The organism is Actinophytocola sp. KF-1, assembly GCF_054661535.1.
In genome coordinates, this window is sequence record NZ_BAAFVK010000001.1 from 911,933 (window position 1) to 933,376 (window position 21,444).

Annotated in this window: 17 protein-coding genes; 2 read left to right on the top strand and 15 right to left on the bottom strand. The window is 71.2% G+C overall.

Translation table 11 applies throughout. The features are described 5' to 3' along the window. Position 1: 1 nt before the first annotated feature. Together ACYQ77_RS04485 and ACYQ77_RS04490 are read right to left on the bottom strand one after the other, a co-directional pair. Positions 2-3,769 carry a multifunctional oxoglutarate decarboxylase/oxoglutarate dehydrogenase thiamine pyrophosphate-binding subunit/dihydrolipoyllysine-residue succinyltransferase subunit gene (locus tag ACYQ77_RS04485; protein ID WP_459707647.1) on the bottom strand — a complete coding sequence of 1,256 codons (3,768 nt, stop codon included), beginning with the start codon at positions 3,767-3,769 and terminating at the stop codon, positions 2-4. A 402-nt stretch (positions 3,770-4,171) separates the two neighbouring features. Next, positions 4,172-5,137, bottom strand: a complete 966-nt coding sequence (locus ACYQ77_RS04490; protein WP_459707649.1) for an ArsR/SmtB family transcription factor — start codon at positions 5,135-5,137, stop codon at positions 4,172-4,174. 58 nt (positions 5,138-5,195) lie between these two features. On the opposite strand from ACYQ77_RS04490, the gene ACYQ77_RS04495 reads away from it, so the two are divergent. Beyond that, a complete protein-coding gene (locus ACYQ77_RS04495; RefSeq protein ID WP_459707650.1) occupies positions 5,196-6,386 on the top strand; it encodes an MFS transporter in 1,191 nt (396 codons plus the stop codon). A 1,329-nt stretch (positions 6,387-7,715) separates the two neighbouring features. Here the strand turns inward: ACYQ77_RS04495 and ACYQ77_RS04500 are convergent. The 12 genes from ACYQ77_RS04500 to ACYQ77_RS04555 all read right to left on the bottom strand — a co-directional run bounded on the left by ACYQ77_RS04500 (position 7,716) and on the right by ACYQ77_RS04555 (position 20,593). Then, positions 7,716-8,198: an SRPBCC family protein gene (locus tag ACYQ77_RS04500; RefSeq protein WP_459707652.1), complete on the bottom strand. Its 483-nt coding sequence runs from the start codon at positions 8,196-8,198 to the stop codon at positions 7,716-7,718. Positions 8,199-8,317: 119 nt separating this feature from the next. Beyond that, a complete protein-coding gene (locus ACYQ77_RS04505) occupies positions 8,318-12,103 on the bottom strand; it encodes an ABC transporter ATP-binding protein (protein ID WP_459707653.1) in 3,786 nt (1,261 codons plus the stop codon). An 83-nt stretch (positions 12,104-12,186) separates the two neighbouring features. Further along, on the bottom strand, positions 12,187-13,089 hold the full coding sequence (locus ACYQ77_RS04510; protein WP_459707654.1) for an ABC transporter permease subunit: 903 nt from the start codon (positions 13,087-13,089) through the stop codon (positions 12,187-12,189). Beyond that, positions 13,089-14,390 (bottom strand): ABC transporter ATP-binding protein, encoded by a 1,302-nt coding sequence (locus ACYQ77_RS04515; protein ID WP_459707655.1) that lies wholly within the window; start codon positions 14,388-14,390, stop codon positions 13,089-13,091. Before ACYQ77_RS04515 ends, ACYQ77_RS04510 begins: the two co-directional genes overlap by 1 nt. Positions 14,391-14,477: 87 nt before the next feature. Further along, positions 14,478-14,795, bottom strand: coding sequence for a hypothetical protein (locus ACYQ77_RS04520; protein WP_459707657.1), 318 nt, complete (start codon positions 14,793-14,795; stop codon positions 14,478-14,480). Between the two features lie 17 nt (positions 14,796-14,812). Next, positions 14,813-14,935 carry a hypothetical protein gene (locus ACYQ77_RS04525; RefSeq protein ID WP_459707659.1) on the bottom strand — a complete coding sequence of 41 codons (123 nt, stop codon included), beginning with the start codon at positions 14,933-14,935 and terminating at the stop codon, positions 14,813-14,815. Between the two features lie 850 nt (positions 14,936-15,785). Beyond that, positions 15,786-16,901, bottom strand: coding sequence for an alanine dehydrogenase (ald, locus tag ACYQ77_RS04530; RefSeq protein ID WP_459707660.1), 1,116 nt, complete (start codon positions 16,899-16,901; stop codon positions 15,786-15,788). A gap of 124 nt (positions 16,902-17,025) precedes the next feature. Further along, complete coding sequence (locus tag ACYQ77_RS04535; protein ID WP_459707661.1) at positions 17,026-18,561, bottom strand: PucR family transcriptional regulator; 1,536 nt, start codon at positions 18,559-18,561, stop codon at positions 17,026-17,028. 22 nt (positions 18,562-18,583) lie between these two features. Continuing rightward, a complete protein-coding gene (locus ACYQ77_RS04540) occupies positions 18,584-18,889 on the bottom strand; it encodes a transcriptional regulator (RefSeq protein ID WP_459707664.1) in 306 nt (101 codons plus the stop codon). Then, positions 18,886-19,761 carry a hypothetical protein gene (locus tag ACYQ77_RS04545; protein ID WP_459707666.1) on the bottom strand — a complete coding sequence of 292 codons (876 nt, stop codon included), beginning with the start codon at positions 19,759-19,761 and terminating at the stop codon, positions 18,886-18,888. The genes ACYQ77_RS04540 and ACYQ77_RS04545 overlap by 4 nt, the downstream gene beginning before the upstream one ends. A gap of 53 nt (positions 19,762-19,814) precedes the next feature. Then, entirely contained in the window at positions 19,815-20,252 is a 438-nt protein-coding gene (locus tag ACYQ77_RS04550; RefSeq protein ID WP_459707667.1) for a VOC family protein, read from the bottom strand. Continuing rightward, positions 20,249-20,593 carry a PadR family transcriptional regulator gene (locus ACYQ77_RS04555; RefSeq protein WP_459707669.1) on the bottom strand — a complete coding sequence of 115 codons (345 nt, stop codon included), beginning with the start codon at positions 20,591-20,593 and terminating at the stop codon, positions 20,249-20,251. Before ACYQ77_RS04555 ends, ACYQ77_RS04550 begins: the two co-directional genes overlap by 4 nt. 56 nt (positions 20,594-20,649) lie before the next feature. Here ACYQ77_RS04555 and ACYQ77_RS04560 point away from each other — a divergent pair, with 56 nt between their 5' ends. Continuing rightward, positions 20,650-21,036: a glyoxalase superfamily protein gene (locus ACYQ77_RS04560; RefSeq protein WP_459707671.1), complete on the top strand. Its 387-nt coding sequence runs from the start codon at positions 20,650-20,652 to the stop codon at positions 21,034-21,036. Here the strand turns inward: ACYQ77_RS04560 and ACYQ77_RS04565 are convergent. Continuing rightward, the gene (locus tag ACYQ77_RS04565; RefSeq protein ID WP_459708149.1) at positions 21,033-21,425 is read right to left on the bottom strand and encodes a hypothetical protein; all 393 of its coding nucleotides are present in this window, start codon (positions 21,423-21,425) and stop codon (positions 21,033-21,035) included. The genes ACYQ77_RS04560 and ACYQ77_RS04565 overlap by 4 nt on opposite strands. Positions 21,426-21,444: the final 19 nt, after the last annotated feature.

Here is a 21,444-nt window from a genome sequence, read left to right on the forward strand (position 1 = left end):
CTCAGCTGAACGCCTTCTCGATGATCTCCCGCTGCTCGACCTCGTGCACCTTGCCCGAACCCGCGGACGGGGCGGACATCACGCGGCGCGAGACGCGGACGAGCTTCGGCAGGTCCGGGTACAGCTCCCGCAGGTGCAGGCCGTAGAACGGCCACGAACCCTGGTTCGCGGGCTCCTCCTGGCACCAGCGGACCTCGTCGACTCCGCTGTACTTCTCGAAGATCGCCCCAAGGCGCTTCACCGGCACCGGGTACAGCTGCTCGAGCCGCACGATCGCGACGTCCGTGGCACCGCGGGCCTCGCGCTCGTGGGCCAGCTCGTAGTACAGCTTGCCCGACACCAGCAGCAGCTTCCGCACGTCGGCGGGGTTCGGGTGCACCGGGTCGTCGAGGACCGCGTTGAACCGGGCCTCCTCGGTGAAGTCCTCGACCGACGACACCGCGGCCTTGTTGCGCAGCATCGACTTCGGCGTGAACACCACCAGCGGGCGCTGCACGCCGTCCAGCGCGTGACGGCGCAGCAGGTGGAAGTAGTTCGCGGGCGTCGACGGCACGGCGACGGTCATCGAGCCCTCCGCGCACAGCTGCAGCCAGCGCTCGATGCGGCCCGACGTGTGGTCCGGGCCCTGGCCCTCGTGGCCGTGCGGCAGCAGCACCACGACGTCCGACCGCTGGCCCCACTTGGCCTCGGACGACGAGATGTACTCGTCGATCACCGACTGGGCGCCGTTCACGAAGTCACCGAACTGCGCCTCCCACAGCACCAGCGCGTCCGGGTTCGCCACCGAGTAGCCGTACTCGAAGCCGAGCGCCGCGTACTCCGACAGCGCCGAGTCGTAGGCCAGGAACCGGCCCTGGTCCTCCGACAGGTTCTGCAGCGGCACGTACTCCTTGCCGGTCTTGCGGTCCACGATCACCGCGTGCCGCTGCACGAACGTGCCACGCCGCGAGTCCTGGCCCGCGAGGCGGACCAGGTGGCCCTCCAGGTTCAGCGACCCGAACGCCAGCAGCTCCGCGAACGCCCAGTCGATGCCGCCCTCGCGGGCCATCTTCGCGCGCCGTTCCAGCACCGGCTTGACGCGCGGGTGCGGCGTGAAACCGTCGGGCAGGTTGATGTGCGCGTCCGCGATCCGCTCCAGCACGTCGCGGGTGATGTTCGTCGCCAGCTTCGCGGGCACCTGCTGCTCGGACTCGACCGACGGGCTCGGCGCCACCGGGTGCTTCTCCAGCTCGCGCACCTCGTTGAACACGTGCTCGAGCTGGGAGGAGAAGTCCCGCAGCGCCTTCTCCGCCTCGTCGACGGAGATGTCGCCGCGGCCGATCAGCGCCTCGGTGTAGGTCTTCCGCACGCTGCGCTTCGTGTCGATGATGTCGTACATCGCGGGCTGCGTCATCGAGGGGTCGTCGCCCTCGTTGTGGCCGCGGCGCCGGTAGCAGACCATGTCGATCACGACGTCCTTGTTGAACGCCTGGCGGTAGTCCATCGCCAGCTGCGCGACCCAGTAGCACGCCTCGGGGTCGTCGCCGTTCACGTGGAACACCGGCGCCTGGATCATCTTCGCCACGTCGGTCGCGTACTGCGACGAGCGCGAGTGCTCCGGTGCGGTGGTGAAGCCGACCTGGTTGTTGATGATCACGTGCACGGTGCCGCCGGTGCGGTAGCCGCGCAGCAGTGCCAGGTTCAGCGTCTCCGCGACCACGCCCTGGCCCGCGAACGCCGCGTCGCCGTGCAGCGCGACCGGCAGCACCGTGAAGCCGCCCTCCGAGCCGCCCTTGTCGAGCAGGTCCTGCTTGGCGCGGACGATGCCCTCCAGGACCGGGTCGACGGTCTCCAGGTGCGACGGGTTGGCGGTCAGCGTCACCTTGGTCTCGCCGTCGCCGAACATGCGGAAGTACTTGCCCTCGGCGCCGAGGTGGTACTTCACGTCGCCGGAGCCGTGCGCCTGACCGGGGTCGAGGTTGCCCTCGAACTCCTGGAAGATCTGGCTGATCGGCTTGCCGACGATGTTGGCGAGCACGTTCAGGCGGCCGCGGTGCGGCATGCCGATGACGACCTCGTCCAGCTCGTACTCGGCGGCCTTGTCGAGGATGGTGTCGAGCAGCGCGATGACCGACTCGCCGCCCTCCAGCGAGAACCGCTTCTGGCCGACGTACTTGGTCTGCAGGAACGTCTCGAACGCCTCTGCCGCGTTCAGCTTCGACAGGATGTACTTCTGCACCGCCTGCGCAGGCTTGGCGTGCGGCACCTCGACGCGCTGCTGGATCCAGCGGCGCTCGGCCGGGTCGAGGATGTAGGTGTACTCGACGCCGACGGTCCGGCAGTAGCTGTCGCGCAGCACGCCGAGCACGTCACGCAGCTTCATCCGCTGCTTCCCGGCGAACCCGCCGACGGGGAACTCGCGGTCCAGGTCCCACAGCGTGAGGCCGTGGGACAGGATGTCGAGGTCCTCGTGCTTGCGCTGGCGGTAGTTCAGCGGGTCGACGTCGGCCATCAGGTGGCCGCGCGTGCGGTAGGTGTCGATGAGGCCGATGACGCGGGTGGTCTTGTCGATCTCACCCTCGGGGATGTCCTCGACCCAGCGCACCGGCTCGTAGGGCAGCCGCAGCGACGTGAAGATGTCGTCGTAGAAGCCGTCCTCGCCGAGCAGCAGCTGGTGCACGCGGCGCAGGAACTCGCCGGACTCCGCGCCCTGGATGATGCGGTGGTCGTACGTCGAGGTCAGCGTGATGATCTTGCTGACGCCCAGCTCGACCAGCGTCTTCTCGCTCGTGCCCTGGTACTGCGCCGGGTACTCCATGGCACCGACGCCGATGATCGCGCCCTGGCCCTTGGTCAGGCGCGGCATCGAGTGGTTGGTGCCGATGGTGCCCGGGTTGGTCAGCGAGATCGTGGTGCCCGCGAAGTCCTCGGTGGTCAGCGCGCCGTTGCGGGCCTTGCGGATGATCTCCTCGTAGGCCTGCCAGAACCGCTGGAAGGTCATGCCCTCGCAGTTCTTGATGGACGCGACGACCAGCGTGCGGCCGCCGTCCTTGGCGGGCAGGTCGATGGCGAGGCCGAGGTTGACGTGCTCGGGGGTGACCACGTTCGGCTTGCCGTTGACCTCGGCGTAGTGCCGGTTCATGTTCGGGTAGTCGGCGAGCGCCCGGATCAGCGCGTACCCGATGAGGTGCGTGAACGACACCTTCCCGCCGCGCGTGCGCTTCAGGTGGTTGTTGATCACGATCCGGTTGTCGAACAGGAGCTTCGCGGGCACGGCGCGGACGCTGGTCGCGGTCGGGATCGTCAGCGAGACGTCCATGTTCTTCGCGATCATCGCCGCGGCGCCGCGCAGCGGCTTGACCTCTTCGCCGTCGGCCTTCGCGGCGGGCTTGGCCTCGCTCTTCGCGTCGGTCTTGGCGGCCGGCTTCGGAGCGGGCTTGGGCTCCGGCTTCGGCGCGGGCTTCGGTTCCGCCTCGGGCGCGGGCTTCGGCGCGGCCTTCTGCTGGGCCTGCGCCTGACCGTTCGTGGACTCGGCCTTGGTGGGGGCCGTGGGTGCAGCCTTGGGCGGTGTCGGCTTGGTGGTCTTGGCGACCGTTGCCGTCCCGGTCCCGGTGTTGCTCTTCGTGTCGCCCGCGGCCTTGTTCGCCACGCGCTGTGTCGGCTTGTAGTCGGCGAAGAAGTCATGCCACGCTGAGTCCACTGACGACGGGTCAGCGAGGAACTGCTCGTACATCTCCTCTACGAGCCACTCATTGGGGCCGAACTGCGACGCAGGGCTGCTGCTGGACACGGCAGGCACTCGCCTCTATCTATCTCGATCTGGTAGTGGTACGGACTGCACCCCAAGGCTAGTCCCCCGAGCGAGTCACGTGGTGCCGACTCGGTAGAAGGACCGCAGGTCACGTCGGTGATCGAAGACCGCCCCCAGGTGCCGCTGCCCCTGATACTCGCATTGTCTCCCAGCGGGTCCGCAGCCGGTCCGGCCACGAAAACCGCGCCGTGTTCGTCCGGTTCGGGCCGTTCGACTGTGGTGAAGACCTCATGGATGGCTCCTAGGAGGTGGGACGACAGCGGCGGCGGTCACACATGGATCGGCCGACGGTCGGTACGCAGCGCCCAGTGGTAGCGGATCTCGGTGGCTGCCGGGGCTGTATCGATCATGTGAATCGGTTGTGAGAACTGGGTTTCCGCGTCACCCGAGCGCGGCACGCGCGAGCGCCGTGCCCGCGTCGGTGCGGTAGTAGAGGACGGACCGGCCCGCGCGGCGGCGGTGCACGAGGCCCGCGTCGAGCAGCACCTTCAGGTGGCGGCCGACCGAACCGAGGCCCTGACCGGTCAGCGCGACCAGCTGGGTGGTGCTCTTGGCCGTCTCGAGCAGTGCGAGGACGTTCGCCCGGCCCGGTCCCAGCAGCCGGGCCAGCGCCTCGGGCGCGGGGGCGGGGCCGGGCGCGGCCAGCACGCCGGCGCACGGGTAGATGACGGCGAAGCGCTGTGCCGCGTCCCACGCCACCCACCCGCGGTGCGGTGTGACGGGCACGAACAGCAGCCGCGCGCCGGTGACCTCGCGCGGCGGGTAGTCGTAGGTGTTGATCTGCAGGCGGCCGCCGCCCAGCCAGCGCATGCCCTGGCGCATGTCGTCCAGTGCCGCCGCCCACCCGCCGCGGGTCAGCTGCCCGGCACGGGCGACGACGTCCGCCTCCAGGATCCGTCTGCGCCTCGGCCAGTCGGGCAGCACGGTCCGCGTCCACACCCACTCCAGCAGGTCGGCCGCGCGTGCCGGCAGGTCGTCGCGGTCCAGCTCGGCGGGCAGCGGGCCGCGCAGCGAGACCGTCAGGTCCGCGCGGGCCTGGTCGGGCGGCGTCGCCCGGACGCGGGCCAGCTCGCCTGCGAAGCCGGGCTCGTCCTCGTGGGGCGGGACGGTGAGGAAGTCGGCGGTCCACCGGTGCCCGCGCGCGGCCCGCACGAGCCGCGCGGTGACCGGGTCGGCGGCCAGACGGTCCCGGTAGGCGGGCAGGTGCGTGTCCAGCCAGGCGCGCTCGCCGGGGTGCGCGGCGCTCGCCCGGTGCAGCGTGAACAGGCACGCGGTGGTCTCGGCCAAGGGGGAGATGACGAACCGGCTGCGCGCGAGGGTGTCCGCGCTGACCTGCCACCAGCCCATGTTTCGCCTCCCCGCGAAACTCTAACCGCATCGGCCGGGCCTGCGGAGACTCCCGATCATGCGCACGTACCGCGAGCTGTTCCGCACGCCCGAGTTCACGCCGCTGTTCCTGACCGGGGCCGCGCGCGTGGCGGCCCAGACGGTGACGGGGCTGGCCCTCGGCACGGTGGTCTACGCGCAGACCCGGTCGCCGCTGCTGGCGGCGCTCGCGATGTTCGGCCCGTCGCTCGCCCAGCTGGCCGGCGCCACTGTGCTGCTGTCGGCAGCGGACCGGCTGGCGCCGCGTGCCACGCTCGCCGGGCTGGAACTGGTCTTCGCCGTCGGCACCGCGGCGCAGGCCATCCCCGGCCTGCCGGTGTGGGCGGCGTTCGTGATCCTCATGGGCACCGGCCCGCTGGCCGCGCTCGGCGGCGGCGTGCGGTACGGGCTGCTGAACGAGATCCTGCCCGCGGAGGGGTACGTCCTGGGGCGCTCGGTGCTCAACATGTCCGTCGGCACCATGCAGATCTGCGGGTTCGCACTGGGCGGCGTGCTCGCGGCCACCCTCTCGCCGAGGCACACGCTGCTGGTGGGTGCCGCGCTGTACCTCGGTGCCGCGCTCATCGCGCGCCTGGGCCTGAGCCACCGCGAACCAAGGGCGGCGGGCCGCCCGTCGATCGCCGCGACGTGGCACGGCAACGCACGGCTGTGGTCGTCGGCGCCCAGGCGGTACGTCTACCTCGCGCTGTGGGTGCCGAACGGGTTGGTCGTGGGCTGCGAGTCGCTGTTCGTGTCGTACGCGCCGCGTGACGCGTGGCTGCTGTTCACGTTCGCCGCACTGGGCATGCTGGCGGGGGACACCGTCACGGGCCGGTTCATGACCGACCACTGGCGGGACCGGCTGGCCGCCCCGCTGCGGCTGCTGCTCGCCGTCCCGTTCCTGGTCTTCGCGGTGCACCCGCCACTGCCGGTGGCGGTCGCGGCCGTGACACTCGCGTCGGTGGGGTACTCGGCGAGCCTCCTGCTGCAGCGCAGGCTGCTGGCGCTGACACCCGAGGAGCTCAGCGGACACGCCATGGGCCTGCAGTCCGCGGGAATGCTCGCCATGCAGGGCGTGGGCGCGGCCATCGCGGGCGCCGTCGCCCAGTACACGTCCCCGACCACCGCGATGACCGTCATGGCGGTCGCGTCCGTGGCGGTCACTGTTGCCTTGGCTCCCGGGCTGCGCACCCCGGTCGGGCTGCCGGTTGGGCGGGGTGCGGTGAGTTGACGGGCTGCGTGGTCAGCGGTGTCCGGGTTGGCGGGTTCTCGGCGGGTGGTGTCGATCGCGGTCGCTCGGCTGCGCAGGCCGTTCGGGGGCGTGTCCGCGCGGGGGAGCTGTCCGGGTTGTTGTTGGCGGTGTCCGGGTTGGCGGCTGTTGCTTTCGGCCGGTGGTGTCGATCGTTGGTGGCCCGAGCTGCGCGGCGGGGGCGGTCGGGGTGGTGCGTGTTCGTGGGGAAGGGCTGTCTGGCTTGGGCGGGTTCTTGCGTCCGGTCGGTGGCGGTCATCCTCGGGTTGGCCTGCGGGCTGCGTGGTCAGTTCGGGGGCGGGGTGGCGCGGTCCATGCGGAAGAGCTGTCTGGTTTCGGTGGGCTCTTGCGTCCGGTCGGTGCCATCGGTGGCGGTCATCCCCGTGCTGAGCAGCTATTTCGGCAGGGTGGCGCAGTGCGGACGAGGTGGTCTGGTGCGTGTCCGGGAAGAGTTGTCCGTCCCTGGTCGGCGGGCTCTTGCACCCGGCGGGTGGTGTCGATCGCGGTTGCTCCCGGGCTGCGCAGCCAGTTCGGGGCGGTGGTGTGGTGAGTTGGTGGGGGCGGTGTGGTGCGTGTCCGTGCGGAAGAGCTGTCTGGCTTCGTGGGTTCTTGCGTCCGGTCGGTGCCGTTGGTGGCGGGCATCGTCGGGTTGGCCTGCGGGCTGCGTGGTCAGTTCGGCGGGGTGATCGGTGTGATGCGTGTTCGTGCGGAGAGTTGCCTGGCGGTGCGGCGTCGGCGGGTTCCTGCAGCTGGTCGGTGCCGTCGGTGGCGGTCATCCCCGTGCTGAGCAGCTAGTTCGGCAGGGGGGCGCAGTGCCGACGAGGTGGTCAGCGTGGCGCGTCTCCGTGCGGAAGAGCTGTCCGTTCCTGGTCGGCGGGCCCCTGCATCTCGGCCGGTGGTGTCGATCGCGGTTGCTCCCGGGCTGTGCAGCCGGTTCGGGGCGTTGGTGCGGTGAGTTGCTGGGGGGCGTGTCTGTGCGGAAGGGCTGTCCCGACTTTGGTTGGCGGGGCCTTGCACCCGCCCGGTGGCGTCGATCGCGGTGCTCCCGGGCTGCGCAGCCGGTTCGGGGCGGTGGTGCGGTGAGTTGGTCTCGGGCAGCGGTGTCCGGTGGGCGGGGTCTTGCACCTAGCCGGTGCCATCGGTGGCGGTCACCCTGGGGCTTGCCTGCGGGCTGCGTCGCTGGTTCGGCGGGGTGGTGCAGTGCATGGCGATGCGGAAAGTGCTGCCCGGCTTCGGCGGGTCGGTGCCGTCGAGGGCGGTGGCCCTCGGGCTGCGCGTCCGTCTCGGCGGACGGGGCCGAAGGCGGTGGTGTCAGGCGGCTAGCTGCGCGAGGTGGCGCAGTGAGTTGATCAGGTGGTCGGGGCCGAAGGGCGGGAACTGGATGATGTCCCGGCCGGACTGCGGGACGTCCGACCAGTCGTAGGTGAGCGTCACCTCGGTCTCGGTCTGGCTCAGTGGTGACAGGTCGTAGCGCCAGACCCAGCCGCCGAACACGAGGTCGCCGTTGTCCTTCTCGTAGCCGGTCAGCCAGCCGATGGCACGTGGCGCGTCGAGCACCACCACCTTGTTGACCACCCGGTAGTCGCCGTTCGGGTGGTCGGCGTGGTGCATGTCCATGCGGAAGAGCTGCCCCGCCTCGGTCAGCGGGGCCGGGTCGGCGGGTTCCTGGACCCAGCCGGTGCCGTCGATCGCGGCGTGGGTCGTCGGGTCTGCCAGCACGGTGAAGACCCGTGCGGCGGAGGTGGTGATCGTCAGGGTGGCGCTCACGGCCTCGCGGGTGGTGGTGACGGACATCGTCGGCCTCCGGGGAGTGGGGACCGGCCCGTTGCCGGTCTCTCACCCTGGCTACGAACGCACCCGCCGCCTTTCGACAACGGGCCCGGAAAAACTTCTGGCGGCGCCGGCCGCGGTGGTCAGCTCGCCTGTTGGGCCGGGTCCGGGGCCAGGCCGTCCTCCGCGGTGCCGTGGTGCCACAGCCTCGCGTAGTGGCCGTTCTTCGCCAGCAGCTCCTCGTGCGGGCCCTCCTCCACGATCTGCCCGTCGGACAGGACCAGGATCCGGTCCGCTCGCGCCGCTGTCGCCAGGCGGTGTGCCACCACGAACGTCGTGCGTGGGTGGGACAGGCGTTCGCTCGCCGCCAGGACCACCGACTCCGTTGCCGGGTCCAGGGCCGCGGTCGCCTCGTCCAGCAGCAGGATGTCCGGGGCCACCAGCTCCGCTCTCGCCAGGGCGATCAGCTGGCGCTGGCCCGCCGACAGGCCCTGGCCGCGTTCACCCACCTGCTGGCGGAAGCCGTCCGGCAAGGTCGCCACCATCGGGAGAGCGCCCACCGACCGGACCGCCGACTCGATCGCCGCCCGGTCGCCGTTCACGCCGTCCGCCGCCGCGCCGTAGCCGACGTTCGCCGCCACGTCACCGCTGAACAGGTGTGCCTCCTGCGGCACGACACCCAGGTGCTGCCGGTACTCCGACGGGTCGTAGTCGCGCAGATCGACACCGTCCACCAGGACCTGGCCCGCCGTCGGGTCGTAGAACCGGGCGATCAGCTTCACCACCGTGGACTTGCCCGCGCCCGTCGCGCCCACCAGCGCCACCGTCTCGCCCGGCGCGACCGTCAGGTTCAGGTCGCGGACCGCGGGGCGTTCGGTGCCCGGGTAGCTGAACGACACGTTCCGCAGCTCGACCTCGCCGCGCAGCTTCGGCGGGACCGGGGCCGGCGTCGCCGGGGGCTCCACCGAACTCGGCGTGCGCAGCAGGTCCGCGATCCGCCGCAACCCCACCCGCGCCTGCTGGTAGCCGTCGAACACGCTCGACAACTGCTGCACCGGGGAGAAGAACAGGTTCAGGTACAGCATGAACGCCAGCAGCACACCCACCGACAGGTCGCCGGACGCCACCCGCCGCGCACCCACCACCAGCACCGCCGCCTGCGCCAGACCCGCCAGCAGCGCCACGAACGGGAAGTACGTCGCCACGTACCGCTGCGCGCGCAGCCGCGTGCGCCGGTAGGTGTCGCTGCGCTGCGCGAACTCGCGGGCCGAGTGCTCCTCCCGCGTGAACGCCTGCGCGACCCGCAGCCCGGACACGTTCTCCTGCATGTCCGCGTTCACGGCGCTGACCTGCTCGCGGGCCTGCGAGTACGCGGCCGACGACAGGCGCTGGAAGATCACCGTCGCCACCACCAGGATCGGCAGCGCCGACAACGCGACCAGCGACAGCTCCGGATCGGTGATCACCAGCGCCGCGGTGATCGTGACGATCGTCAGCAGGCTCGCCAGCGCGCTCGTCAGCCCGGTCTGCAGGAACGTCGACAGCGCGTCCACGTCCGTCGTCATCCTGGTCATGATCCGGCCGGCCATCTCGCGCTCGAAGTAGTCCAGCCCGAGCCGCTGCAGGTGGGCGTAGCTGCGCACCCGCAGCAGGTACAGCAGCCGCTCACCGACCCGCGCGGTCAGCACCGTGTTGACCGCGTTGTCCGCGAAGCTCAGCACTACCAGCACCGCCGCGATGGCCGTGACCACCCACAGCGCCGTCGTGTTGCCGGTGACCACGCCGTCGTCGACGCCCCGCTGGATCAGCATCGGCAGCGCCATGGTCAGCACCGCGTCCGCGATCACCAGGCCCGCGACCACCGCCAGCATCGTGCGCACCGGTTTCAGCAGGCGGCGTAACCGGAAACCCGGGTCGGGCGCCTTCGGGTCCTCGCCACGCAGCACCGGGACCTCGGACGCGGGCGGCAGCGCGGCCACCCGCTCCAGCAGCTCCGGCGTCGGCGGTGTGCCGCTCAGCGCGCCCGCGATGCGGCCGCCGCCGATCCCGCCACGGCCGACGGGTGCGGTCGCCACCTCACCGGCACGCTGGTGCCCGGTCGTCTCCTCGACCTCGTCCGGCCACAGCTCCGGCGTCCAGCCCTCCGGGCCCGGTGCCAGCACGGCGGCGTCCCGGCCGCTCTCGTCCTCGATCTCCTCGCCCGGCCCGGCCAGCAGCGACCGGTACAGCTCGCACCGCGCGGTCAGCTCCTCGTGCGTGCCGACGTCGACGACCTTGCCCTTGTCGAGCACCGCGATCCGGTCGGCCAGCGACAGCGTCGACCTGCGGTGCGCGATCAGCAGCGTCGTGCGGTCGCGGGTGACCGACCGCAGCGTGTCGTGGATCGCGGCCTCGGTCGCCGTGTCCACCGCCGACGTCGCGTCGTCCAGCACCAGCACGCGCGGGTCGGACAGCAGCGCCCGCGCGAGCGCCACCCGCTGCCGCTGCCCACCGGACAGCGTGAGCCCGCGCTCGCCGACCACCGTGTCGTAGCCGTCGGGCAGAGCGGAGATGAAACCGTCCGCCTGCGCGGCACGCGCGGCCGCCCGCACCTCCTCGTCGGTCGCGTCCGGTCTGCCGTACCGGATGTTGGCCCGCACGGTGTCGGAGAACAGGAACGCCTCCTCGAACACCACGCCGACCGTCGACCGCAGGGACGCCAGCTTCAGCTGCCGGATGTCCACGCCCGCCACCGAGATCGAGCCCTCGTGCACGTCGTAGAAGCGGGGTAAGAGCAGCGACACCGTCGACTTGCCCGACCCCGCGGTGCCCACCAGCGCCAGCGTCTCGCCCGGCCGCACCTCCAGCGACACCCCGTCCAGCACCGGCTCGCTGCGCGTGTACCCGAAGGTGACGTTCGACAGCCGCACGTCGGCGGGGCCCTCGGGCACGTCCACCGCGTCCGGCGCGTCGGTCACCGTCGGGTGCGAGTCGATCAGCTCGTACACCCGCTCGACGCCGGCCCGCGCCAGCTGCACGTTCACCAGCAGGCTCGACAGCAGGCGGGTCGGGCCGACCAGGTTCGCCACGTAGCTCGCGAACGCCAGGAACGTGCCCAGCGTGACGTCGCCGCGCAACGCCATGTACCCGCCGAGCGCGAGCACCGCCACCTGCCCGGCGGCCGGCATCGCGACCAGCGTGGCCGCGGGCTTGGACGTCAGCTTCGCCGTGCGCATCCGCTCGGCGAACAGCTGCCGCGCCGCCCTGTCCAGCCGCGCGATCTCCCTGGCCTCCTGGCCGAACCCCTTGACCACCCGCACGCCGGTGACGGTCTCCTCGACGTGCTGCGCCAGGTCGGCCGCCTTCTGCTGCGCCGACCACGACGCCGGGAACAGCACCTTCCTGCTGCGGACCGCGACCACCGCCACCACCGGCGTGACCACCAGCGCGATCACCGTCAGGAACGGGGACAGCCACAGCATCGCGCCCAGCGCGAGCAGCGCGAACACCACCGTGCCGATCGACAGCGGCACCATCATCAACATGCCCTGCACGACCTGCAGGTCGGTGATCGACCGCGACACCACCTGGCCGGTCCGCAACGCGTCCTGCTTCGCGCCGTCGAGCCGCTGCACCGCGGAGAACACCTGCTGGCGCAGGTCGTGCTGCACGTCGAGCGCGAGCCGCCCGCCCAGGTAGCGGCGGACGAACGCGGTGGCGAACGTCGACAGCTCCATCAGCACCAGCGCGCCGACCAGCCACGCGATCCGCTCGGTCGTGCCCGCCACCGCGTCGTCGACGACGAGCTTCACCAGCACCGGACCGGCGGCCTGGAACCCGACACCGATCACCGACGAGACGACGGACAGCACGACCAGCCGACGGTGCCGCCAGCAGGCGGCACTCAGCCGGCGGACCCAGCCAGGAGAGGACTTCGACACGAAACCCACATTAGGCGCGACCACCGACAGTCCCGGCGCCCGAACGGCAACGGGGCCCGCCAATGGCGGACCCCGTTGCCGGATTCACACGATCAGGTGATGTCCCGCGTCTTGTTGCGCATGATGCCCAGGAAGAAGAAGACCGAGGTCCACACCAGGAACACCAGGCCCGACAGCCACAGCGACAGCGCGCCGGGGGCGCCCGCGATGGCACGCACGCCCAGCTCGAAGTCCAGCCCGTCGTCGGCGTCGAGCGTGCCGCCGAGGCTCTGCACCAGGTCGTTGAGCTGCCCGACGAGCACCTGGCTCGCGGTGGCGCTCGTCAGCCCGTTGGCCGAGCCGTTCGGCAGGAAGCCCGCCAGGTACGAACCCTCGGTGAGACCCGTCATGACGAGGTCACCGACCGGGCCGACGATCAGCGAGTAGATCAACAGGATCACGAGCGCGCCGACCGGCGAACCGAGCAGCGCGCCGACGCCGAGGCCGAACAGCGTCCACAGCAGGCAGCCGAGGATGCCCGCGAGGGCCATCATCATCCACTGGCCCGCGTCGGGCAGGTAGTCGCTGTTCGAGCCCAGCAGCGTGCCGAGGCTCGCGCCCACGGCGATCACCACGCCGTACAGCACACCCCACACGACGTAGGTGATGGCCTTGGCCGACAGCAGCGACGCGCGGGTCGGCGCGGTCAGGAAGCTGGTCGTGATCGTGCGCCGCGACAGCTCGCTCGCCAGCGCCAGCGTGCCGAAGATCATCGGGAAGATCGTCGCGATGTTCATGGCGCGCGTCATCGCGATCACCGACCACGACAGGTCATCGATCGTGATGTTGAACTCGCGGAACACCGCCTCGTTGGAGAGGTCGTCGACGATCGACGTGATCAGCGCCGACACGCCCCACGCCCAGCCCAGCGCCAGCAGCACGGCGGGGACCATCATCGCCCACCACATCTTGGTGGTGAGGATCTTGCGGAACTCCGCCTTGATCAGGTTGCCCATCAGTTGTTGCCTCCGCCCGTGCCGCCGGAGTTCGGGTTCTGGTCGTTGGCCGGTGGTGGCGGTGGTGCCACCGGCGCCTGCACCGGCTGCGGACCGCTCGGCGGCTGCCCCCAGTCCTGCGGCGGCGGCGTCGGCTGAGGTGGCGCGGGCGGCTGCGGCTGCTGCCACCCGCCCGGCGGGGTCTGGTAGCCCTGCGGCTGCTGCTGGTACTGCTGCGGTTGCTGGGGCTGCTGCCAGCCACCCTGCGGCTGCCACCCACCGGGCGGCGTCTGCTGCGGCGGGGCGTAACCCTGCTGGTACCCCGGCGGCGGCCCCTGCTGGTACCCCTGCGGCGGACCCTGCTGGTAGCCGGGCGGGACCGGCGGCAGCTGGCCGTGCGGCACCTGGCCGGGCGCCGCGTACTGGCCGCTCGTCAGCGCGAAGAACAGCTGCTCGAGGTCGGCCCGCTCCTCCTGCATGCCGTAGACGGCGACGCCGGCCTGCGACGCGATGTCACCCACCTGCTGCACGGTCGCGCCGACCACCGCGAGCTTGCCGTCCGGCGTCGGCGACACCTCGGTGATCTTCATCTCCCGCAGCGCGACCGCCAGCTTCTGCGGGTCGGCGGACTGCACGACCACCCGCGACTTCTGCGACTTCCGCAGGTCGTCCAGCATGCCGTAGTACATCGTCTGACCACGGCTGATGATCACGACCTGGTCGATCGTCTGCTCGACCTCCGCCAGCAGGTGGCTGGAGATCAGCACCGTCCTGCCGCTCTGCGCGAACGCCTTCAGGAACGTGCGCAGCCACGCGATGCCCTCGGGGTCGAGGCCGTTCGCCGGCTCGTCCAGCACCAGCACCTGCGGGTCACCCAGCAGCGCGGTCGCCAGCGCCAGGCGCTGCTTCATGCCCAGCGAGAACCCGCCCGCCGCGCGGTTGCCGGCCTGGCCGAGACCGACCAGGTTCAGCACCTCGTCGGCGCGCTGGTCGGGCACACCCATCGCGGCCGCGTACACGCGCAGGTGGTCCCGCGCGGAACGACCGGGGTGGAAGCCCTGCGCCTCCAGCACACCGCCCACGATCCGGCCCGGGTTGCCCAGCCGGTGGAACGGCTGGCCGTTGATCGTCGCGTAGCCCGCCGTCGGCGTCACCAACCCGAGCAGCATGCGCAGCGTCGTGGTCTTGCCCGAGCCGTTCGGGCCGAGGAAGCCCGTCACCGAGCCGGGTTCCACCTGGAAACTGAGGTTCTGTACCGCGGCGACCTGACCGAAGTTCTTGCTCAGGTTCTGCACCACGATGCGGCCGCTGCCGTCCGACACGTGTCCTCCTGCCTCGCCTGCGGGTTTCGTGCGGGCCATCTTGCCGCATGGCGGGGGCGAGGTTGTGGCGAACGGGGGAGTTGTGGGTCAGCGGCTGCTCGTGCGGGTGAACGGGTTGCGCAGCGGGTGCGGGCGCTGCCGGTGCGGCAGGCCGTCGCCGATGAGCTGCTCGTGGGCGGCCCGCCACACCTGGCACGGCCACCGACGTGCGCGAACAGCGGTTCGGCAGGCCGCGCAGCGGCCGTCGGAGTCCATGCGGTGGGCGGTCAGCAGGCGGCGCCAGCCGTCGGCGAGCCTGCGCAGCTCCGTGCGGGCCAGCGGCAGCAGCGTCGACGGGTCGGCCTTGCCCGCCACCTCGTCGAGCGCCGCCAGCCGCGCCAGCACGGCACGGCGGGTGTCGTCCATGCCAGGCCACACGGGGATCAGCCTGCCTGACGGTCGTGGCGGTCGTCGGTGCGGACGGCGGCCTGGTCGAGCGCCAGCCCCAGACCCCTGGCCTGCTGCGCGGACAACACCGCGGCGGCACCCGGAGGGGGGACCAGCACGACTCTCTCGTTCTCGACCAGCACCATCAACGCCCGGTCCCGACCGAACGGATCGATGCAACGTACGGACCAGCGGGGTTCAGTCACGCCTGCCACATCGGCCGCGGAAACGGCCGACCGAAGTGGTAATCGGGGTACTTCACTCCATTGCCAGCATTCTCACTCGATCGAGCGTTCCCGTCGGGTGACCAGTCGCCGTATGGGTAGTCACCGCTGCTGTGCGGACCGTGAACGACCTTCGGGGTACGGAAGGTGTCGAGTTGAGAACTAATGAAACTCACCCACCCCCAGTTGCACCGTTCTCGACCCCATGCCTTTAAGCTTGCACCTGGCGGCCCGCTCCCAGTGACCCCCAGGCTGGTTGAGCGGGCCGCCCTCGATCCGCCTGTTCGGCGTTTCACGCCTTCCCGGTCTCCTTGTTTGTTCTGGGGGGCGACCCCCCAGACCCCCACGGTGCGGGATCTCTCGACTCAGCGTGGTTGCCTTTCGCTCCGGTGGTTCTTGCTGGTGGTTCTCGCTGGTGGTTCTTGCTGGTGGGCTGCGCCGGTGGGCTGTGCTGCTGGTTCTTGCTGGTGGGCTGGGGCGGTTGTCGGTGGTGCTGGGGGGGTGCCGCTGGGTCTTCGGGGGCTTGCCCGCTTGGTGCTTGCTCGGGTGGGCTGGTGGGGTCCTCTGGCTCGTGGGCCGGGGGTGGGGGTGGGTGTCTCGTGGGGTGGGCGTGGTTGTGTTTTCTCTTCCGGGGGCTTATGGGGGAACACCCTGTCGCGGATTTGCGACAGGGTGTTCGGTTTCTGTTGGTGGTCTGCACCTTTTTCGGGGTGCCGGGGTGTTTCTGCTTTTCGTGACGTGTTGATTAGTTGACGATTTTGGTCAACTCGGTGTGCGGGAGGTTGTGGGCCTCCGCCACCGGGCCGTTCGTCAGCGCGCCGCCGTGCGTGTTCAGGCCCAGCGCCAGCGCACGGTCGTCCCGCAGCGCCGCCTCCCAGCCCTTGTTCGCCAGCGCCGTCGCGTACGGCAGCGTCACGTTCGTCAGCGCGTACGTCGACGTCCTCGGCACCGCGCCCGGCATGTTCGCCACGCAGTAGAACACCGACTGGTGCACCTCGTACGTCGGCTCCGCGTGCGTCGTCGGGCGCGAGTCCGCGAAGCAACCGCCCTGGTCGATCGCGATGTCCACCAGCACCGACCCCGGCTTCATGTCCGCCACCAGCTCGTTGCTGATCAGCTTCGGCGCCCGCGCACCCGGCACCAGCACCGCGCCGATCACCAGGTCCGCCTCCTTCGCGGCCTGCTCCACCGCGTACCGGTTCGACGTGACCGTCTTCAACCGGCCCTGGAACTGGGCGTCGATCTGGCGCAGCCGGTCCACGTTCGTGTCCAGCACCGACACGTCAGCGCCCATGCCGACCGCGATCGTCGCCGCGTTCAGGCCCGCGACACCGCCGCCGATCACCACGACCTTCGCGGGCGTCACCCCCGGCACACCACCGGGCAGCACGCCCCGGCCACCGGACGGCTTCATCATCGCGTAGGCGCCCACCTGCGGCGCCAGCCTGCCCGCCACCTCCGACATCGGCGCCAGCAGCGGCAGCGCGCCGTTCGCCGTCTGCACCGTCTCGTACGCGATCGAGGTCGTGCCCGCCGCCATCAGCGCCTTCGTCAGCGGCTCGTCCGCCGCCAGGTGCAGGTACGTGAACAGCACCTGGTCCCGGCGCAGCAGCGGGTACTCCGAGGCGATCGGCTCCTTCACCTTCATGACCATCTCGCCCTCGGCCCACACGTCCTCGGCCTTGGCCAGGATCTTCGCGCCCGCGGCGAGGTACTCCTCGTCGGTGATCGCGGAGCCGAGCCCGGCGCCCGCCTCGACGAACACGTCGTGCCCGTGCGCGGTCAGCTCGTGCACGCCTGCCGGGGTCAGCGCGACCCGGTACTCGTGATTCTTGATCTCCCGAGGGACGGCGATCTTCACGGCTTGTGGTCCTTCCGGCGACTGGGCCAAGTGGGTGTCGTACACCACGATGAGATAACAATAAGTAAGTGTCATCGTGACGCTGGAACCAGAATTGAGGCTCGCTGTAGTGCTGCTGGCACAGTCATGCCCAGCGCAGCGCCGCCAGTTGGACGAGCAGCGCCAGGCGGGTGTCCGGGTCGTCCAGGTCGATCTTCGCCAGCTCGACCAGCTTCGCCATCCGGTACCGCAGCGTGTTCGGGTGGATCCGCAGCGCCTTGCTGGCCGCGCGCGGGTCGCCGGGGTGGCGCAGCCACTCGTACAGCGTGTCCACGTACGACGTCCCGGCCTGCTCGTCCTGCGCCCGCAGCACCGCGAGGGGCCCGAACTCGGTCGCGCCCGCGCTCAGCGCGCCGGTCGCCGAGCGGTGCAGCACCAGCACCTGCCACGCGTCCTCGTGACTGACCAGAGGACCCGCGATCAGCCCGGTCCGCAGCAGGTTCAGCATCTCCTCGGCCAGCGCCCGTGACCCGGCCAGCTCGCCCAGCGGCACCGGCGGACCCGCCGCGACCAGCGGTTCTTCCTCCCCGGTCAGCGCCTGGCGCAGCGCGGGCCAGCCGCTGCGGTCCGGCACGACCGCGTACAGCACGTCGCGCAGCTCGGCCACGGCAGGCCGTTTGCCGATGCCCGTGGTGATCCGCTCCCACAACGCGAGCCGCATGCCCTCGGCCCCCAGCGGGTCCGGGCCGCGGACGGCCATCGCCACCACGCGGTGCGGCTCGTCGGGCAGGTCCAGCTCGGCCGCCGCGAGCCGCACGCTGCCCGTGCCCTCCAGCACCGCGCGGACCAGCTCGGCGGACCGGCGGCGCTCGGCGTCCTCCCTGGCACGGCGGCGCAGCAGGTGCAGCGCGACGACCGGGGCGGTGTCGGCGAACGCGGCCGCCCGCTCGTCGGACACCGGCCCCGCCACCACCGCCCACATGGAACCGAGCAGCTCACCGCCCATGCGGATCGGCACGATCAGCCGGGGCAGCGTGCCGTCGGCCTGCCTCGGCACGAAGATCGTCGTCCGCCCGCGCGACAGCTCCCGGAACACGCCACGGGAGCGGAAGCGGGCCAGCACGTCGTCCGGCACCCGCCTGCCCATGATCGTCGACACGCGGGCGGGGTCGGTGCGGTCCTGGCGGGCCGAGTAGGCGAGCACGCGGGAGTTGGCGTCCTCGATGGTGACCGGCGCGTCGACCACCGCGGCGGCCGCGTCGGCCAGCCGGAACAGGTCGCCCAGCGCCGGTTCGCCGCCGTGCGCGTCGTCGGACTCGTCCGCGGCCGCGTCCAGCACCGACCGCAGGAGCCACACCACCTGCGCCCAGGAGGCGGCGGCATGAACCTCCACCAGCGCGGTCCCGTGTGCCTGCGCGGCCGACCGGACGGCCGCGCGCACCGGCAGCGGCGGCTTGAGGAGCACGGCGGCGGCGCCCTGGCTGCCGCAGTACCGGACCAGCTCGGCGGCGTCCTTGGTGGTGTGCACGGCGACACCCAGGACCAGGTCACCGTCGCCGACCTGGTCCCGCCGGCCGGACTCGGCGATCACGACGTCGGTCACGTGCCCGCCGCCGCCCGCGAGCCGGGTGTGCAGCAACGTCGGGCCGACCCGGTCCACGACGCCCTGCACGGTGATCACGGCAGCAAGTATGCGCGGACGGTCATCCGCCGTGCCGGTCGACGAGCGCGCGCAGTGCCGCGATCTCGGCGGCCAGCGCCTTCCTGCCCGCCTGCGTGATGGTCACCCACGTCTTCGGCCGCTTGCCGTCGTAGCCCTTCTCCATGTCGAGGAGCCCGGCGTCGACCAGCACGGTCAGGTGGCGGGACAGGTTGCCGCCGGTCAGCTCGAGCACGTCCTTGAGGTAGCCGAACTCGACCCGCTTCGACTCGGCCGCGATGGTCAGGATGCCGAGGCGGTGCCGCTGGTGGACGACGTCGTTCAGGCCGTTCGTCGGGTGGTCGGTCATCGGCGGTACCGGATCGCCGCGACCGTGCCGCCCACGAGCAGCACGACGGCGGGCAGGAACACCTGCTGCAGCGCGTACATCCGGGTGTCCGCCCAGTCGTACTGCCAGCCCGCCAGGTAGAAGACGTATCCGGGGTCGAGGACGACAACCGGGTTGATGATCATCGCCGTGGACGGTATCGCCACGATCGTGAACAGCACGCTGACCACGCCGAGCAGCCCGCTCCGCTCCAGCCACGCCAGCGCGAGCAGCCCGCCCGCGATCACGAGCAGCGCGGAGAAGCCCTTGTTGGTGTACACGGCGATGGTCGAGAAGGTGACCGCGCCGAACACCGACGCGAGGAAGACACCGGGCAGCCGCCGGTTCCACCACAGGGCGAGCACCGCGAGCGCCAGCGAGCCGAACATCAGCGACAGGTTCACCTGCCACGCGCCGTAGAGCGAGGTCGCGTAGCGCGAGAAGACGTACGTGCCCAGGAAGAAGCCCGCGAACGCGGCGGCCGCCGCGACGAGGAACGCGCGCGTGTCGGTCTCGACGCCGATCCGCGCGGCCCGGCGCCGGTACCACCACGCGGTGGCGCCGAACCCGGCCACCAGCACGAAGAGCCAGTAGCAGGCGATGAGCGTGGGGTGGGCGGGGTCCGGGCCGGCCATGGTGCGGAAGATCTGGACGAGCACGTTGTCCGCCTTGGTCGGCGCCGGGTCGAACGAGTCGGCCGAGTAGTCCGTCCGGTCGGCGGGCGCGTACAGCAGCGGCGCCGCGAGGATCAGCGCGCCGAACAAGAGCAGCGAGAACGCGTAGCCGTGCCGGTCCTCCCTGGCGCGTTGCCGGAGCGTCCGCAGCTCGGCGAGCAGGCCCGCGGTGTCCGTCATGTCATGACCCCCAAGTTGATTGCGATGCACATAGGTTTGCATCGCAAACCGGATCACGTCAAGCCCGGCCCGCCGGCGTTGATCTCCTCCGGCGTGAGCTGCTCGCGTCGGGTCGACAGCGCCCACCGGTGCCCGAACGGGTCGGCGACCACCCCGTACCGCTCGCCGAAGAACATCTCCCGCACCGGCATCTCCACCGAGCCGCCCGCGAACACCGCCCGCCGGGCCAGGTCGTCGACGTCGTCGGTCTCCGCCAGCAGCAGGACCGGGCTGCCGCCGATCGTGGTCGGGGCCAGCGCGTTCAGGCTGGGGACCTCCGCGCTGACCAGCAGGCGCGCGTCGCCGACGGCCAGTTCGACGAACAGGACCGTGCCGTCGGGCAGCACGTTGCGGAACAGCTCCACCGCGCCGAACACCGTGCGGTACCAGGAGATCGCCGCGTCGACGTCCGCGACGAACAGGTGCGGGGTGAGCGCGTGGACGCGGCTCACGCGATCGACCTGCCCTCGGACGGCAGGAGCCCGGCCGCCGCCGCGACGGCCACCAACCGCGCCAGCAGCGCCGACTCGCGGCGGGCGGCGGCCTGCCCGCGCCTGGTCAGCCGGTAGTCGCGCCTGCGTGCGTCGGTCTCCTCGCCCGTCTCCTCGACCAGGCCGTCCGCGGCCAGCCGGGCGATGGTCCGGTACAGGGTCCCGGGGCCGAGCCGCACCGCGCCGCCGGTGGCCTCGTCGACGAACCGCATGATCGCGTAACCGTGCGTCGTCCCGCTGGCGAGCGCGAGCAGCACCTGGTAGCCGGCCGGGGTGAGCGGCGGGAGGTTGCCGTCTGCCATGCCGGCACAATACAGTCCACTCCGGTTATATCCACTTTGGTTATATGGAGGCGGTCGTGATCCGAGGCGTCAACCAGGTCGTGCTCCACGTCGAGGACCAGGAGGTCGCGAAGCGGTTCTGGGTGGACACGCTGGGCTTCACCCTCGACCAGGACGAGCCGTACGGGGAGGAGCGCTGGCTGTCCGTCGTCTCGCCGGACGGGGCGACGAAGCTCGTGCTCAGCAAGCGGCAGCCGGGCTGGACCGCGCCCGAGGTGCGCGACGGCATCCCGCACTCGAACGTGTTCTTCTACTCGGACGATGTCGAGAAGACCTACCAGGAGTTGACCGCCAAGGGCGTCACCTTCCCGGAGCCGCCGTCGAAGCAGTTCTTCGGCTGGTGGTCGATGTTCTCCGACCCCGACGGCACCCGGTACGCGCTCGGCCAGACCTGGGGCGCCTAGGACAGCGCCGTGGTGATCCACTCCGCGACCGGCAGGCCGCGGCTGTAGCACTCGTCCGACAGCCGCATGGTCCACCGCAGGGCCTGGACCATCAGCGTGTCCATCTCGTCCGGCGCCGCGTTGGCGAGCGCGATCTCGATGTGCGTGCGCGCCGCCTCGCTGTCGCCGTGCACCTCCGCGAGCAGCACCCGCACGGCCGTGCGGACCGGCGGGTCGGCCTCGTCGATCGGCACCTCGTTGCCCGCGTTGTCGAAGACCTGCATCTTCACCGGGGCCGTGCCGCCGCTGCCGAGTGCCGAGACCATCGCGCTGCACTCGTGGAACAGCAACAACATCACGTCCCGCGCGTGCTGCTCCGGCACGGCGGGCTCCGCCACCCCGTCCTGCATCGCGGTGAGCGCGGCGCTC

Bases quoted from the DNA above. Each gene is read 5' to 3' on its own strand.
- ACYQ77_RS04510 (WP_459707654.1), bottom strand. From the start codon at position 13,089: ATGGGCAACCTGATCAAGGCGGAGTTCCGCAAGATCCTCACCACCAAG.
- ACYQ77_RS04520 (WP_459707657.1), bottom strand. From the start codon at position 14,795: ATGGACGACACCCGCCGTGCCGTGCTGGCGCGGCTGGCGGCGCTCGAC.
- ACYQ77_RS04565 (WP_459708149.1), bottom strand. From the start codon at position 21,425: ATGCAGGACGGGGTGGCGGAGCCCGCCGTGCCGGAGCAGCACGCGCGG.
- ACYQ77_RS04545 (WP_459707666.1), bottom strand. From the start codon at position 19,761: ATGACGGACACCGCGGGCCTGCTCGCCGAGCTGCGGACGCTCCGGCAA.
- ACYQ77_RS04540 (WP_459707664.1), bottom strand. From the start codon at position 18,889: ATGACCGACCACCCGACGAACGGCCTGAACGACGTCGTCCACCAGCGG.
- ACYQ77_RS04500 (WP_459707652.1), bottom strand. From the start codon at position 8,198: ATGTCCGTCACCACCACCCGCGAGGCCGTGAGCGCCACCCTGACGATC.
- ACYQ77_RS04555 (WP_459707669.1), bottom strand. From the start codon at position 20,593: ATGGCAGACGGCAACCTCCCGCCGCTCACCCCGGCCGGCTACCAGGTG.
- ACYQ77_RS04495 (WP_459707650.1), top strand. From the start codon at position 5,196: ATGCGCACGTACCGCGAGCTGTTCCGCACGCCCGAGTTCACGCCGCTG.
- ACYQ77_RS04490 (WP_459707649.1), bottom strand. From the start codon at position 5,137: ATGGGCTGGTGGCAGGTCAGCGCGGACACCCTCGCGCGCAGCCGGTTC.